Annotated in this window: 12 protein-coding genes and 3 pseudogenes; 3 read left to right on the plus strand and 12 right to left on the minus strand. The window is 67.5% G+C overall.

What is annotated here, in order from left to right; translation table 11 throughout:
* The 3 genes and pseudogenes from QM693_RS31175 to QM693_RS31185 all read right to left on the minus strand — a co-directional run.
* Positions 1-847 (minus strand): annotated as a pseudogene (locus tag QM693_RS31175) (transposase); the annotation flags it as partial.
* Between the two features lie 311 nt (positions 848-1,158).
* Complete coding sequence (locus QM693_RS31180) at positions 1,159-1,347, minus strand: hypothetical protein (RefSeq protein WP_241962292.1); 189 nt, start codon at positions 1,345-1,347, stop codon at positions 1,159-1,161.
* Positions 1,348-2,680: 1,333 nt separating this feature from the next.
* Positions 2,681-2,931, minus strand: a pseudogene (locus QM693_RS31185) (superoxide dismutase family protein); the annotation flags it as partial.
* Positions 2,932-3,256: 325 nt separating this feature from the next.
* Between QM693_RS31185 and QM693_RS31190 the strand changes: the two are divergent.
* A complete protein-coding gene (locus QM693_RS31190; protein ID WP_283331814.1) occupies positions 3,257-3,946 on the plus strand; it encodes a ZIP family metal transporter in 690 nt (229 codons plus the stop codon).
* Between the two features lie 721 nt (positions 3,947-4,667).
* Positions 4,668-5,203: pseudogene (locus tag QM693_RS31195) on the plus strand (ornithine decarboxylase); the annotation flags it as partial.
* Positions 5,204-5,422: 219 nt separating this feature from the next.
* On the opposite strand, the gene QM693_RS31200 reads toward QM693_RS31195, so the two are convergent.
* From QM693_RS31200 to QM693_RS31230, 7 genes are read right to left on the minus strand one after another with little or no spacing between them, the layout of a single operon-like run.
* Complete coding sequence (locus QM693_RS31200) at positions 5,423-6,613, minus strand: alpha/beta hydrolase family protein (RefSeq protein WP_283354245.1); 1,191 nt, start codon at positions 6,611-6,613, stop codon at positions 5,423-5,425.
* A 25-nt stretch (positions 6,614-6,638) separates the two neighbouring features.
* Entirely contained in the window at positions 6,639-7,418 is a 780-nt protein-coding gene (locus QM693_RS31205; protein WP_283354246.1) for an SDR family NAD(P)-dependent oxidoreductase, read from the minus strand.
* Positions 7,419-7,426: 8 nt separating this feature from the next.
* Positions 7,427-8,425, minus strand: coding sequence for a cyclase family protein (locus tag QM693_RS31210; protein ID WP_283354247.1), 999 nt, complete (start codon positions 8,423-8,425; stop codon positions 7,427-7,429).
* The gene (locus tag QM693_RS31215; protein WP_283354248.1) at positions 8,422-9,198 is read right to left on the minus strand and encodes an SDR family NAD(P)-dependent oxidoreductase; all 777 of its coding nucleotides are present in this window, start codon (positions 9,196-9,198) and stop codon (positions 8,422-8,424) included. Before QM693_RS31215 ends, QM693_RS31210 begins: the two co-directional genes overlap by 4 nt.
* Positions 9,195-10,193 (minus strand): fumarylacetoacetate hydrolase family protein, encoded by a 999-nt coding sequence (locus QM693_RS31220; protein WP_283354249.1) that lies wholly within the window; start codon positions 10,191-10,193, stop codon positions 9,195-9,197. The genes QM693_RS31215 and QM693_RS31220 overlap by 4 nt, the downstream gene beginning before the upstream one ends.
* Positions 10,194-10,239: 46 nt before the next feature.
* The gene (locus QM693_RS31225) at positions 10,240-11,178 is read right to left on the minus strand and encodes a VOC family protein (protein WP_283354250.1); all 939 of its coding nucleotides are present in this window, start codon (positions 11,176-11,178) and stop codon (positions 10,240-10,242) included.
* 46 nt (positions 11,179-11,224) lie between these two features.
* Positions 11,225-12,361: an FAD-dependent monooxygenase gene (locus tag QM693_RS31230; protein ID WP_283354251.1), complete on the minus strand. Its 1,137-nt coding sequence runs from the start codon at positions 12,359-12,361 to the stop codon at positions 11,225-11,227.
* Positions 12,362-12,550: 189 nt separating this feature from the next.
* On the opposite strand from QM693_RS31230, the gene QM693_RS31235 reads away from it, so the two are divergent.
* Entirely contained in the window at positions 12,551-13,483 is a 933-nt protein-coding gene (locus QM693_RS31235; RefSeq protein WP_283354252.1) for a LysR family transcriptional regulator, read from the plus strand.
* Between the two features lie 6 nt (positions 13,484-13,489).
* On the opposite strand, the gene QM693_RS31240 is transcribed toward QM693_RS31235, so the two are convergent.
* A complete protein-coding gene (locus QM693_RS31240) occupies positions 13,490-13,627 on the minus strand; it encodes a hypothetical protein (protein ID WP_283354286.1) in 138 nt (45 codons plus the stop codon).
* A 1,303-nt stretch (positions 13,628-14,930) separates the two neighbouring features.
* The gene (locus tag QM693_RS31245) at positions 14,931-15,242 is read right to left on the minus strand and encodes a hypothetical protein (RefSeq protein WP_283354253.1); all 312 of its coding nucleotides are present in this window, start codon (positions 15,240-15,242) and stop codon (positions 14,931-14,933) included.
* Positions 15,243-15,271 lie beyond the last annotated feature (29 nt).

Below are 15,271 nucleotides of genomic sequence, written 5' to 3' on the forward strand. Positions count from 1 at the left end.
AGTTCAGGGCGGCTGCCGGGACGAGTGCGGTCGCGGCGCACCGCCACAGCAGGCCTCGGCGGTCGAGGACCAGGGTCGGCAGATGCCAATCAGTGATCGCCCTGCCGTACAGATGCGCAGGGATGGTCGCGGTCAGTCGGACACTGCGCCACTGCGCCCGCCCCGCCGGGGCGGGGCAGGTCGGCAACTTCACCGTCAACACCAGCTCACGGTCTGCCACGGTGATCTGCGCGAGTTGCTGATCGGCGGCCGACAGTTGGGCCATCGCCGCCATCCGGGGTGGTTCCTGTATTTCGGTGATCCGCAACGGGCCGGCCGGTGCCCCGCCGTCCCTGCGTAAGCGTGCGGCGAGCTGGCGTCGCACTCCTCGAGCGAAACCCGAGGGTACATCGTCGCCCGGCCCGGTCGGCGGGGACACAACCCCGGTGGCCGGATCGAATCGGGCCGACAGTGCCGCGATCGCGGTGTCCCGATAGGCCAGGGTCCGCAAGGTCGCGACCACCTGCGCCGTCACCACCCGGCTCACCCGCGACGGCACATAGACCCCGTCCGGATAGATCGGAGCCCAGCCGAGACGGGCCGCGGCGACATGACCTTGCGCGGGCAGCCTGCGGTCCTGCCGGTCACGGCCGGCGGCGAGCACATCGAACGTCGCCGGCTGCCACAGCCGCGACACCAACCCGGCGCCGGCCGCGGTGACCAGGTCGAGCAGCCACCCCACCCGGGTGTCGACGTCGTCGAGGCCGATCGGCTCGCCGGTCGCGTCGTCGACCGCCACATGGGCGCGGGTGGTCACCGAAAACTGCCGCGCCGCAACCGCAGTCCGACGATCCCCGCTGGTACTCATCGGTTACCCCGACCCCAACCGGGCTGCGGCATCGCCCCGGCGCCTGCGCCGATTCCGCTGCGAGCGCAGCCGGCGGCACCGGCCGGGAAGCGACACCACCAACACCCATGCAGTCATCAACCAGCTCCTCTACCAGCGACTCATCGCCCCGATCGCGCCCAACCCGGACAGTAACCCCCACCTATGACAAGTAACGCTCGATCCGCGCCACCGACGAACCCAGCCAACCGATCTCGCCGCACCACCCGCACCGCCGTGCATCGGCCCTCGGCTGCGTCCTCGAGCATCCCGCCGCGTCCCATCCGCTGCCCCTAGCCGCGGTCCTCGGAGGCCGGGTGCACCACACCACCGGCACTATCCCGCAGCGTCTTCTCCCGGTTCTCCAGCGATGCCTCTTGCCCGGTGGAGACAGGAACCCGGTAACACTGCGCCTCCACCCGGGCCGGCGCCACCGCCACCGAACCCGACGCGCGCCTGCCCGGGTAGACGTCCAGATCCACGCGATCAAACACCTGATGTCCCGCACCGGTACGCCGAAACCCGCAACCGACCCTCCGACGCCGCCGAACGCACACTAGCCACCGACGTGCCCAGGTACTCCGCGGCCTCCCCAATCCGCCTGCCGCAGAAAGTAGTAGATACTACGAGATAGTCATGGAATTTCGATCAACAGCGGGAAGCCTGGTCGATCCCACGAGCATCGACTACTTCCGTCAACTTCTCACACGGCAGATCGCCCGTGTCGGCCACCGCGGCACGACACCACCACCGGCACCCGGCGCCCCACCACAGTCGATCACGGGCGAGATCGTCCCCGCGAAACCGTCACGGAGGGACGCGCGGCGAGCCGCCGGAATTAGCTCGTCGCGCAGCCCACGGTCAACGTCCACTTCGCGCACCCTCCAACCGAAACCCGTTCGGTAGGAACCTAGCTGAACGCCACCCGCATCGGCGGCACGAATGCCGCACACCGAACCAGGGGAACCTGCCAGAAGCCCCTCAGGCAGGTTCGCCCGTCCAGTCTTCAGAATCCGGGATGCTGTCGCACGGAACGGTCGGCTGATGGGAACGCTCAGCAGTGGCCGAGATTGCCCTGCCGCAAAGCCGAGATGGTGTACAAGACGATGACCAGCGGATAGTACAGATTGAGCACCGCACTTCTCCTCCAGGAAAGGGAGGGCGAGAGGTTGTTGCCCAGCCGAAGTTCGACGTACCCGATCTGCCGACGAGTACACGGCCACAGCTACCTCCGTGTCATCGGTCGCTGCATTCTGCGCGGACAGCATCGTGCTGCCCGTTGGTGCCCGAAGCCACAACCACCGCGTGCCCGGATCACGCGTGTCCAACCGGGACGCGCTGGCACGACCAGTGTCGTTATCGGTGGTGTGGGTGCTTACTCTCCCGTTCCGCACCCGGCAAACGATTGTAGTGGCCGGGACGCCCGGGCGATTCCCCCTCCTTGATCGGGTGCCGATTCTCGGCACGGTCCGTCGGCAAATCTGCGCACACGGGACTCGGTTCGACTGTGAGGAGGGCGGAGCACGTCAGCACGACCGCCGTGACCGGAGATGTCAGAACAACCTCGTCTCGACACCGCCTGGGACGCCAAGAACTCGAGACGGGGTCACGCCCCCGCTCACGGGCACGACGGGACGCACCCGCCGCAGCGCCGCGGTGGTCGAGTCAGCAAGATAGCCGACCACGACCTGAAGTGCGTCTGCATGGCCCCGAGGATGACTCTGTGTCGCAACGTCGTTGGCACGTCGGAAGTACGCGGCTGGGGGATCCATATCCATGCCCCTTCGCCTAATCTGCACGACGTCAGCGGTACCTTCAGAAGTCCTCATCGATGCAGGCCAGACATCACCGACCATGCAGGCCTGTCCCGGACCGGTGGTGTGCTGTGCGTGCAGAACCGCGGAGTTGGCTTCTCCGTCACGAAACTTCCAGTGGACGGTCGTCGACGCCTGGGCATTGCCGTTCGCTTCGGTGGTGACATCGAGCTAGATCTCGTTCTGGGGATTCGCGTAGGCCCGATCCGACGACGGAGCTTCCGGCGTGGCCGCAGGGTCGACGTCGTTCTGATTGCCGGCGGGGTTCTTCACGCGCGGCCGCGAGCGCGGCTGCGTTTCGCAGTCGACCGACTCTCTCGAATTCGTCGAGGACGCGCCTGAGTTGCGGCAAGGGTGTGGTCGCCTGGCCTCGAGTTCGACCCCTCCGTCGTTCCCAGTGAACAGGAGGCCCTGGACACCACGCCGCGACGGAGGATTGAGCTTTCACGCCTCGCCGGCATTCAATGTCCGCCCGCCACGAGCGTCACCCGTCGCTGTGCCTCACCCGCACCCGCTCGGTCGGCCGACGCTCGTGGCGGGCGGTAACGCCAAAGGTCGGCCTCGATACCATCCCCGCATGCTCACTGCCGTGTTGTATGGACTGGGAACTGCATTACCGTTGCTGATCGGGGCCGGCGTCGGCCTGCGATACCACCTGCCCAAACCACTACTCGCCGCGCTGATGGCCTTCGGAGCCGGCACCATGGTCGCCGCGGTCTCCACCGAACTGTTCCAGCCGGCGTTCGAAACCGAAGGAATCTGGGGCGCAGGCGCGGCCCTGTTCGCGGGCGCACTGGTCTACGTCGTCGCCGACCACCTGATCGAGAACAAACTCGGCGCCGGCGCCCTCGGATGGGCTTTGATGCTCGGTGCCCTGCTCGACGGCGTGCCGGAAAACACGGCACTCGGGGTCACCCTCGGCGGCAGCGGCGGAATCGTGCTGCTCGTCGCGGTCGCAGTCGGCAACGTCCCCGAAGCCGTCGCCGGAGCGGCGTCGATGCGCGCCCAACCCGGTTTCAACCGGCCGCGAGCCTTCGCCGTGTGGGCAGCAACCGCAGCGTTACTCGTCCTCGTGGTGATCGGAGCGAACCTGGTGTCCGACCAGATCTCCCACGGTGCGATCGCCACCATCCAGGCCTTCGCCGGCGGCGCGACCATTGCCGTACTGGCGGATTCGTTGATGCCCGAGGCGTACCGGGAAGGTGGTTGGTGGGTGGGCCTGTCCACCGCGCTGGGATTCCTCGTCGCATTCGGTCTCGGAGCATAGACCGAATACGACGGCGTCCTGGCCCTACCGCACCATGGGTGCGGCCGGTGACCGGGGTCGGGCGGGCCGGTGCCCTGCCGGAACGATCGTGGCTCGCAGCAGGTCCCGGGCTCCAGCGACGGGCGCCCTAGCCGAGGCGCCCCCCGCCGACCCGGTGTTTACGATCCTGCCATCCCGGCACCTACCAACGGTATGGAGCACCGCCGTGTTGCGGGTATCGCCGATGTCCCGACTGTGTGCGCTCGCCGGGTGTGCCGCCGATTCAGCCGACAGTGTCCAGCAGTCGGGCCCCCGGACCGTCCGGATGCCGCCCCCTGCACGAACATTGACCCCGCAAGGCTCACCGAGGTGGACAGAAGGAAAAGTGAGCGCGTGGGTTCTGTAGATCCTCGGAGTGCTTTTCACGATGGTGCTCGGCGGTCTCGGTGTGTACCAGCTGTGGCGGAGGCGCGGGGTGCGCAATGTGAGGTTGGCGCGTTGGATCGAGCAGGGTCCCTGCGTGATTTTCGGGACCTTCTCCGGGCCGATCGAGGTCCGTGTCCGCGACGGAGGTGTAATCAGTAGGTGGCCCTCGACACCGCCGACGACCGTGCCCGCCGCGTCTTCGAACTTCTCGACGAGTACGGGTGGATTCGCGTTGGTCGTCACGCTCGTCGACCAACGGAATTTCTTCGTGCCGGTGACCCATCGGCCCCACCAGCGACCGCGAGGCCCGAGATACCCTGAACGCGACGCCTATCCGGGTCGCTGGGAGAAGTACCCCGATGCCGCCAGCGCACTGATCGTCAGCCCCAGCCCGTATGGCACCTGCGCCGACCTCGAAGCCATCGCACAGGTGTGCCACGAGCGGGCAAGCCGCTCACCGTCGACGAGGCATGGGGAGCGCACCTTCCGTTCCACGACGACCTGCCGACCTGGGCGATGGACGCCGGCGCCGACGTCTGCGTGGTCAGCGTCCACAAGATGGGTGCGGGCTTCGAGCAGGGATCGGTCTACCACCTGCAAGGGTGACCTCGTCGACGGCACGCACCTGTCGCAGTGCGCGGACCTGCTGACGACCACCAGCCCGAACGTGATGCTCTATGCGGCCATCGAGGGTGGCGGCGACAGATGGCCGAGCACGGCAAGGACCTGCTCGGCCGCGCGCTCGCACTCGCGCTCGCCGGCCGCACCAGGGAACGGATCGCTGGCATCGACGGACTGATCGTGCTCGAAGATCGATTGCTCGGGGAGCAGACCTCGCACGATCTCGACCGCCGCGCCGGGATCGTTGCCGGCGACGGCCATCATCGCCGCCTTCACCGACAGCGAGCTGCCGCAGGTCGAGAAGAAGGCCAATGGATGGTGACGCACTGGTTGAGTGCGGCCGCTGAGTGGCGGGTGTAGGGCCCTGGTTGGAACATGGCAGCGGCCCTTCAGTTGCCCCCACGGCGGGGCCCTGGGCTGGCGACCCAGTCGGCCCCACCGGATTGTGTCTCAGCTACCGGCGGCGGTGGTGGCCGGCTGCGGGTGGGCGGCGAGTTCGGTGAAGGTGTCGGCGACCCAGTCGGCGACGAAATCGCTCACGTGCGGCAGGTGGTCGAGGCCGACGTGTTCGGCGCCGCCCTCCGCGGCGGTGAAGATGCGCAGCTGCCGTTTCGGGCTGGCGGTGGCCTGCTCGTAGGAACGGTGGGCGTATTCGACCGGGATCTGCCGGTCGTTTTCCCCGTGTGCGATCAGGAACGGGACGGTGATGTTCTCCACGACACCGTCGAGGTTGACGCCGTCGGCGAAGTCGAGGAATTCGTCCAGGTCGTCATGGCCCCAGACCCACTTCACGTGTTCCCAGTAGTGCGGTACCGGGCGTTCGCCCTCACGGTCGACGCGGCGACGCTGTACCTTGCCCCAGTCGTGGTTGGCACCCCACGCCACACACAGCGCGAGGCGCTTCTCGAACGCGGCCGCGCGGGGTGCGTAGTAGCCGCCGAGGGACCAGCCGACGAGACCGATCCGGTCGGCGTCGATGGTGTCGATTGCCTCGAGGTAGTCCACGCAGGCTGCGGCCCATTCCTCGGTGGCGATCTGCGCAGTGAGTCCTTGCAGGCGCAGTGCTTCGCCGCTGCCGGGGCAGTCGACCATCAGGGTGGCGATGCCTCGCCGGGCGAGTTCGTGGCAGAAGCCGGAGAAGTACATGTGCTCTTTGGTGCTGTCGAGACCGTTCCACATGATCATGCACGGCACCGGTCCGTCCGCGGTCTCAGGCTGGGTGAAGTAGGCGGGCAAAGTGGTGTCCCGGAAGGGGATCGTGACCTTGCGGGTGAGCGGGTCGGCCAGTTCGAACGACTGCTCCATCAGTTCCAGGACGCGGCGGTAGATGGCGTTGCGGTCGGGTGCGTCGGCGCTCTGCATGCGTTCGGCGTTGACGAGGTAGTTCGCGGCGCGGGCGTAGGTGCGGCCGGCGGTGCGTGCATGGCCTGCCGCGAGATTGCGGTCGGCGTTGTCGACGAGGTCGTCGACAACTGCGGTCCAGGACGCGAGGAACTCCTCGGTGCCGGCGTCCTCGCCGCGGGTGGCGGCATCTCGGATCGGTCGGCAGGCGCGGTCGATCTCGTCGATGTAGCCGCCGCTGTTGAGGGTGGCGACGACGCCGAGGTTCCAGACGTAGTTTCCGGGAAAGTATTCGAACATTGTTGTCTCCTTATTTGTTTCGTTGTCAGCCGGGCAGTACCGCGGACCAGCCGCCGTCGATCATCAGGTTGGTGCCGGTGACGTAGCCGGCCTCGTCGGAGGCGAGGAACACCGCGTAGTTGACGACGTCGGCGGCGGTGCCGAGGCGACCGAGCGGGATGGCGGACGCGATGTGCCGCATCGGGTGGTCGTCGGAGAGGAGGGTCGATTCGGATTGTGGGGTGCGGATCATGCCGGGGTTGATGCAGTTCGCTCGGATGTGGTGCGCTGCGCCCTCCGCCGCGAGCTGTTTCGTCATCGCGACCACCGCTCCCTTGGAGGCGGTGTGCGCGAGCCGGGTGTTGGTGACCGAACCGGTCACCCCGGCCGTGGATCCGACCAGGATCACCGACGCGTTCGCCGCCTGCGCCAGGTACTTCCACGCATGTTTGACCGGGAGGAAGACGAGGTCGACTTCGTGGGCCATGACGAAACGCCAATCCTCGAAGGTGATCTCGGGGATCGGGGCGAACGTGGCGAGTCCGGCGTTGGCGTAGAGGATGTCGATCCGGCCGTGGGCGGCACCGATGCCATCGATCCATGACCGCACTGCGTCCTCGTCGGTCAGGTCGAGAGGATGAACACTGTTCATGATTCCGCCCGTGGCGGTGACGAGGTCGACGGTCTCGGCGGCCGCGTCGCTGTTGACGTCGCAGCCGTAGACGGTGGCGCCCTCGGCGGCGAAGCGCACTGCCGCCTCACGGCCTTGCCCGCCGGCGGTGCCGGTGATTACCGCGATCTTCCCGGCCAACCTGCCCTGTTGCATGGTTGTGCTCATTTGACCGCGATCGGGTTGACCGGGGCGCCGACGGCGCCGGTGACTGGCAAGGGGGCGGCGGTGAGGAAGAACTCGTAAATCCCGTCGGCGGCGCAGTTCTCGGCGAGAGCGTCGAGGTCCCACATCTCGCCGAGGAACAGCCCGATGTTGGGGATGGCGACCTGGTGCAGGGGTTGGAATGCGTTGTCGAACTCGTTGGGCCGCACCTCGAACCCCCAGGTGTCGGTGGCGATGGCGGCGATTTCGCTGCCGTGCAGCCAGTCGGCGGTGGTGAACGACAATCCCGGTGCCGCGCCGCCGGCGTAGTCGCCCCAGCCCTCCCGCCGTGCGCGGGCGAGTTGTCCGGTGCGGACCAGCACGATGTCGCCTCTACCCACGGCGGCAGAGGCGCCATGGGCGGCGATGGTCCGCTCGACGTGCTCGGTGGTGATCGCGAACCCGTCGGGCAATTCACCGTCGGTGCCGACCACCCGCCCGACGTCGAGCAGCACTCCGCGGCCCACGATCAGGTCGGCGGCGGTTTCGATCCCGGTGACCTGATCACCCTGCGAGGTGACGACCTGCCCTGCCCGGCGCCCGTTCCAGGCCCGTCCGTGGTCGAAGATGTGCCCGAGACCGTCCCATTGGGTCGAGCACTGCAGCGGCATCGCAATGACGTCGTCGGCGCCGCCGAGACCGTGCGGGAAGCCCTGGGTGCCGGCCTCGGCGTCGGTACCGGTGTCGAGCATCGTGTGCACCGGGTTGGTGCGTCGGCGCCACCCCTTCTGCGGTCCATCCATGTTGAACTGCAACGACAGACTGAAACTCGTGCCGTGGCGGATGAGCGCGGCGGCACTCGCCCGCTTGGCGTCGTCGAGGAAGTTGAGGGTGCCGTGCACATCGTCCTCTCCCCACCGGCCCCAGTTCGAACACCGCTGGGCCGCGGCGGCGATCGCGGACTCGGGATCGGTGCGGTCGAGGGTGACCGCTGCGGTAGCGGTATGCGCGTCGGTCATACGGATTCCTTTGTGATCGATGGAGTATTCGTCGCGGCGCGCAGTGCATCCGAGATGGATTTCACCCCACCGTGGGAGGTCGCCCCGCCGTCCACGGTGATCTCGCTGCCGGTGATGTAGGCGGAGTCGTCGCAAAGCAGGAACTCGACGGTGCCGGCGACCTCGTCGGTGGATCCGGCCCGTCCCAGTGCGGTCTCACCGATCGAGGCGGAGCGGAACGCCTCGGGGGCGGACGCGGTCATCGGGGTGTCGATGAATCCGGGGTGGACGATGTTGACCCGTATCCCGCGCTCCCCCAATGCCAGGGCGGCGGTGTGCGTCAATCCGCGGACCGCCCATTTGCTGGTGGTGTAGGCCACCGGGTAGTGGGCGGTCAGGGCCGCGATGGATCCGATGTTCACGATCGACGCCCCAGCGGGCATCAGCGGAGACAGTGCCTGGATCGCCAACAGTGGCGCCAGGACGTTCACCGCATAGGCGTCGGTCATGTCCGCGGCGGTGACCTCGTGCAGGCGTGCCCGGCGGGTGATGCCGGCACAGTTCACCAGTCCGTGGATCGTTCGGGCGTGGCGGTCGGCCAGGGTCCGCCATTGCTGCGCGTCGGTGACGTCGAAGCCGCGGACGGGTGGGACCGCGGTGCTCGTGCGGTCGAGTGCGATCACCTCGGCGCCCGCGTGTTCGAGGCGACCGACGATGGCCGCGCCGATGCCACCGGCCGCGCCGGTGACGACGATGGTCTTCCCTGTCAGTCGTTCCGCGTTATGGGCAGTCATGCGCGATCCACCGCCGCGAGGTGGCGGGCCCGTTCGGCAGCGTGGTCGCGCCGCCTCGGTGCCGGCAGGATCGGCGCGGGAGCAGCCGGGGTGCCGATGGTGTTGGTGAGGGTGCCGATGCCCTCCACCAGGAGCGTCACGATGTCACCGGGATGCAAGGGGGGTGGGTCCTGTCGGCCGCGCCGTCCCCACTGTTCGGCGAGGCAGCCGCCGTTGCCGACGGTGCCGGAGCCGAGGATGTCGCCGGGTTCGATGCGGGTGTTGCGGGAGGCGTAGGCCAGCAGGGCCGGGAAAGACCAGGCCATGTTCGACAGCACGTCCGCGCCGACCTCGACGCCGTTGACCTGCGCGGTGCAGGCCAGAGTCAGGAACCCGTCCTCATCGTGGAAATCCGCGAATTCGTCGGCGGTGACCAGCACCGGGCCGAGGGTGTTGGCGAAGTCCTTGCCCTTCGCCGGTCCGAGGCCCACCTGCATCTCCCGTTTTTGCAGGTCGCGGGCGGACCAGTCGTTGAGGACGGTGTACCCGAAGATGTGGCCCGCGGCCTCCTCGACGGTCAGATCGGTGCCTGCTTTGCCGACGACGACGGCAACCTCGAGCTCGAAATCGAGGGCCGCGGATTCCGCCGGCGGGATGATCCGCGCGTCGGGACCGGTGACCGAGTACGGGTTGGTGAAGTAGAAATGCGGGGCCGCGTACCAGGCGTCCGGCACCCCGGCCGCATCCTGGACACTCGCGCGTACCCCCTCGACATGTTCCTCGAAGGTGACGAAGTCGCGGATCGTCGGGGGCCGGAGGGGAGCGTCGAACACAGCATCCGCGACCGGGACGGGCTGGGCCGTCGCTACCGCCTGCTCCCCGGCGGCGAGCGCAGCCGGCAGCCCGGCCCGTACCAGCTCGAGCACGGTGGTCCCGGCCGGGAACGGGTGCACTGTGTCACCGTCGAGTACCGCCGCGACGGTCGACCCGTTGTGACGGATGGTGGCGAAACGCATGAGATGTCCTCGATCAGTCGAAGGGATGGAAGAGGCGGGGCCGGTTTCAGACGGGCGGGGCGACGAACAGGCCCTTGTCGACGTCGTTGAACGATTTCGCGGCCACGAATTCGTCCATCGCGTTGGCGGTGCCCCACTGATCGGTGACCTCGGCATCGGAGAAGTCGTAGAGGTGCGGATGCCAGCTGTCCTCGTCGACGACGTCCAGTTCGGTGGTGTATTCCATCGTGTTGCCGTTGGGGTCGAGGAAGTACGAGAAGGTGTTGTTTCCCGCCTGGTGCCGGCCCGGGCCCCAGATCTTCTCCACCCCGGCGCGCAGCATTCGCCCGGTGCCGCGCATGTACTCGTCGATGCCGCGCATCTCGAACGAGGCGTGATGGAGGGCGGCGTGGGGGCCGCGGGCGATCGCCATCGAATGGTGAAAGTTGTTGGTCCGCATGAACCACATCATGTTGCCCATCCGCGGGTGCATCAGGATGTCGGAGACCTTGAATCCGAAGTGCTTCTCGTAGAACGCGACTGTGCCTTCCGGGTCGGTGGTGTTGACCACCACATGCGAGAGTTTGACCGGAATGGACTCGCCCTCTTCGATCGTGCGGTGCCGGCGGACCGCGACGTCTGCGGAGATTTCGATGGTGCGGCCGTCGTTGTCGAAGAACCGGAACCCGTAACCACCGCCCGGGGTGTGCAGCGTGTCGGGTTCACCGACCAGTTGCACCCCGCCGCGGCCGAGCTTCTCGGCCAGACCGTCGACGGTCGCGGCATCGGCGGCGCCGTAGGAGATCAGGTCCAGGCGCTTGTCGGTGGCCTTGCGGATGCGCACCACGTACTGCTCGGGGGAGCCCTCGGCGGCCAGGTAGGTGGTGTCACCGTCGATGCCGGCCACGGACAGGCCCCACTGGTGGGTGTAGAAGTCGAGTTGTTTCTCGTAGTCGGGCACGGCGAGCGCGACGTGCCGGAGGTGGGTGAAGGCGTAATCGGTCATCGGAGACTCCAGAAGGTGAGTGAGGGGGTGCCGAGGAGGCCCGGTATCAGGCCGGGGTGCTGACGAGTTCGGCGATCCGGTGCATCAGGGTGGGGACGTCGGCCTCGGGGTCGGCGTCGAGCATCCACTGCCCGAGCTGGACCGAGGCGTCGACGACGGCCTTGGCGCGGGGCAGGCGGCGGGCGGTGAACGCCTCCCACAGCCGGTCTCCCACGGGTTCGGTGGTGAGCAGTTCGCTCAGCACCGCAGCGTCCTCGAGTGCCTGTGCTCCGCCTTGGGCGAGGGTGGGTGGGCACACGTGCGCGGCGTCGCCGATGAAGACGATCCGCCCTCGGTTCCAAGGCTTTTCGAGCACGTGAGTTTCGAACCAGGTGTAGTTCACGGCGTCCGGATCGGTGAGCCGGGCGGTGATGTCGTCCCACGGTCCGTGATACTGCGCGGCGAGCGCCTGCATGGTCTCGAGCTGTTCCTGCCTGGTCAGCGACGAGCGATCCTGGGCGTCTTCGACGATGTAGGCATACATCGAATCCGGACCGGTCGGGCAGTATCCGGCGATGTAGCCGGCGCCTCCGTAGAACAGGTCGGTGCGGGTGATCGACGCGGGCCGTGAGCAGACCAACCGCCAGATGCCCATACCGGTGGGTCGCGTTTCGAGGTCGACGCCGAGGGCGCGGCGTGTGGCCGAGCGGACCCCGTCCGCGCCGATCACCACGTCGTAGCGACCGCGGGCCCCGTCGGAGAAGGTGACGTCGACACCGGTGTCGTCCTGGGCGATCGAGACCGCGGTGACGCCGAAGCGGATCTTCGCTCCCGCGGCCTCGGCGGCGCCGTGCAGGATCGCGGCCAAGCGGGGACGTTCCATACCGACGGTCGCCGGCAGGTCGGGTCCGCCGGTGCGGGCGTCGGGGATCTCCGCGATCAGCGCCCCGGTCTCGTCGGATGCGCGGATTCCCAGAGTGTCGAACCCCCACCCGCTCTGGTTGACCTGCTCCCACACCCCGAGGTCACGCAGAACGCGCAGGGCGTTGCCCTGCAGGGTGATCCCGGACCCGACGGCAGAGGCGCGTGCCTTGACCTCGATCAGATCGACGCCGACACCGGCTCGAGCGAGGGAAATCGCGGCCGCCGAACCCGAGATGCCGCCTCCGATGACGAGGACGGAACGTGCGGTAGAAGTGTGCATCGATGTTGCTCCCAGAGACGGTTCGTATCGGCGAACGAGCTTTCGTTGTGTTCCACTGTGAGACCTGCGCCACCATCAGGGAAGGTGCAATTAGTGATGCTCGATATAAACTGGATTTATGTTCAACTCGGCGGTGGAGGTTTCTCGGTGACGGCGAGACAGGGTCGCGACTCGAGTGACACACCGCCCTTGCGCACACTGGCGAATCTGGACCTGAACCTTCTCGTCACGCTCGACGCGATCGTGCAGAACCAGAGCGTCACCCGGGCCGCCGAACAGCTCGGCGTCACCCAACCGGCGGTCTCGGCCGCGCTGGCGCGGCTGCGCCGCCATTTCGGGGACGAGATCCTCCACCGGGTCGGCAACCGATATCAGCTGACGCCGTTCGGTGTGGATCTGCGCCAGCGCACCCGGTTGGCCCTGGCCGGCGTCGAGCGTGTCTTCGGCAGTCGAGGGATCTTCGAGGCCACCGACACCGTGCGCGAATTCTCAGTCGTCGTCAGCGATTACGCCACGGCCATACTCGGGCGACGGTTGACCGATCTGATCACCGCGCACGCACCACATGCACGACTGCGCTTCATGCCCACCACCCCTGATCACGTCGCCCGGGCCGAGCAGATGCTCACCGCCCTCGACGTCATGCTCGTCCCGCACGGCTTCGTCACCGACCTGCCCAACAGCGAGGTGTTTCGCGACGATTGGGTCGTCGTGTCGGACCACGGACACCGCGTCGCGCGCGACGGTCCCACGGTCGATGATCTGCGGACACTGCCGTGGGTGCTCGTCTACCACAGCCAGACCGCGTCGACGCCCGCCGCGCGACAGCTGCGCATGATCGGGATCGAACCCCGAGCACAGGTGATCACCGAAAGCTTCCTCACCGTACGAAGTCTCGTCGTCGGCAGCGATCGGATCGCCCTGGTCCCCCGCCGCCTGCTCGACGTCCCAGGCATGCGCGACGGCCTCACCGCTCACCGGCCTCCGGTGGACCTCGGCCCGCTCGTGCAAGCCATGTGGTGGCACCCCGTCTACGACCACGAACCCGAACACCGATTCCTCCGCGAGATGATCCTGCAGGCTGCCCGCGAGGTATGCGGACCGCTACCACCCGCCGAGTAGGACGCATCAGCCGAGCAATGCCGCGAAGGCGCGTTCGGCCTGGTCGATCAGGTCGATCTGCTCGAGGATCTCACGGGGGCTGGACTCTCCGACTACCTTCTGCAGCAACGGGTCGCGGAGCAGAACAGTTGATGTTCGATGCACTGCTGCGCAAGGTCCACCGCGACGATCCCAGTTTCGCCCAGTAAGCACTTGCTGTGGTGCGGACCGGCTGTCGCCGGGGCGAATTCATGCCAGGCCGTCGATACTCCATCGTGGCGGCAGTAGCCGGCCCTCCGCGGCCAGCCCGAAACCTCCCTGCCTGATGCCCGGCATGCACGGATGGGAATCAGTTCGGAGCCGCACTGCGATCGTTCGAGGCTGTTGAGCTCATCGAGAACCCGGTCGACGGCGCCGGTCGGGATACGGAAGTCTTCGCCCTCCGAAGCCCGGAGACGGTCGCGCAGGTACCGGCCGACGGGACCTGAGCAACCCACACCCACCTCAGGACCGACCCGACTCAACGACCGCGTAGCAGCTCAGCGGCGACGAAATCCGGAATTCCCCGCATGTGCGAGCCGGTCACCCCGCCCGACGGAAGCCTGCCGCCGTCAACCGCCTGAGTACCTGTGATACCGGCGGCCGGTTGTCGTCGGCGAGCCCGTCCCATCGGCCGCAGGCCCGGTGCCGGTAGCCCTTGACTTCTACAAGGTGCACGAAAGATGGCCGAAATCAATGGGACCGTGGACGCGAGCTACTCGGGCATCTAGGTGCGTAGGCCGGCCCACGCTGCTGGTGTTCCTGCCGCACCGAGTCGCTTCACCTTCGGGGACCTGCGCACCCAACCGCGGCTCGGACAGGACCGCACACGCGTCTCCAACGATCTGCGCCGACTGAAAATTCGCAACCTCATCGTCCCCGATCGAGGACACCTCACAGCAGTCCTGATGCAGTCAGCCCCACCCGCAGGGCTTCATACTCGCTGTCGTGTTCTTGACGGCGCTGTGGGTGGTGACGACGTCGTTGTGGCAGGTCAGGCACTTGCATCGCCATGGCGCCGGGGATCCTGGGTGTTCCCCACCGGCTCGAATCCCGCGCTCCGCATTACCGCGGCGGCGACAGCTGGGTCAGTCCGCGTCTTGGCGTTGGCTCTCAACCGCCCGCAGGGCTTGCACGGGCCCCGGCCGGGACTGAGCGCCGACAATCGTGGAGCCCCGATCGTGCCGCACGACACGCAGCGGCATCGCCACGGCGCGTCGACCCCCGGGTACGGGCCCAGTGGTTCCGCCCCGGCGGCACGCATCCGCTCAACAGCTGCGTCCGGTGCCAGCCGCTTCGGCATCCGCACGCCTCCTCCACTTCGCCGCGCACCGCCCCGAGCACAGGCGCTGTCGGTCATCGTCTTCCACGTCGGCAGTTCAATCACTCACGGGGTGAGTGGCTTTCGCCCGGAATGTGGTCGATGTCATTACCCGACGCTGACGACGGCGTCGAGGGTGGCGTTGTACTGTGGGATCAATGCATCGTCGATGGGGTGCTTGCCGTCCCGCTTGTAGCGGATGGCGAGCAGCCCGTGCTGGTACACCTTGTCCGCGCCGAAGGCCTCGACGTAGTGCGCTGCCTGTGCGACATCGGAGAACAGGTACACCGAGACCTCGTCGACGGCGATCATCTGAGCGCATTTCAGATCCTCGCAGCCCGCGGTGATGGTGCGATTCTGACGGTCGCTGGTGGGCAGGCCAGTGGCGACGAAGGCGTCGATCACATCGTGGGCGGTCACCGTCCCGGCGGGGATCGTCGGCGAATCCG

This window comes from Rhodococcus sp. IEGM 1305 (genome assembly GCF_030058635.1).
GTDB lineage: Bacteria > Actinomycetota > Actinomycetes > Mycobacteriales > Mycobacteriaceae > Rhodococcus_F > Rhodococcus_F opacus_D.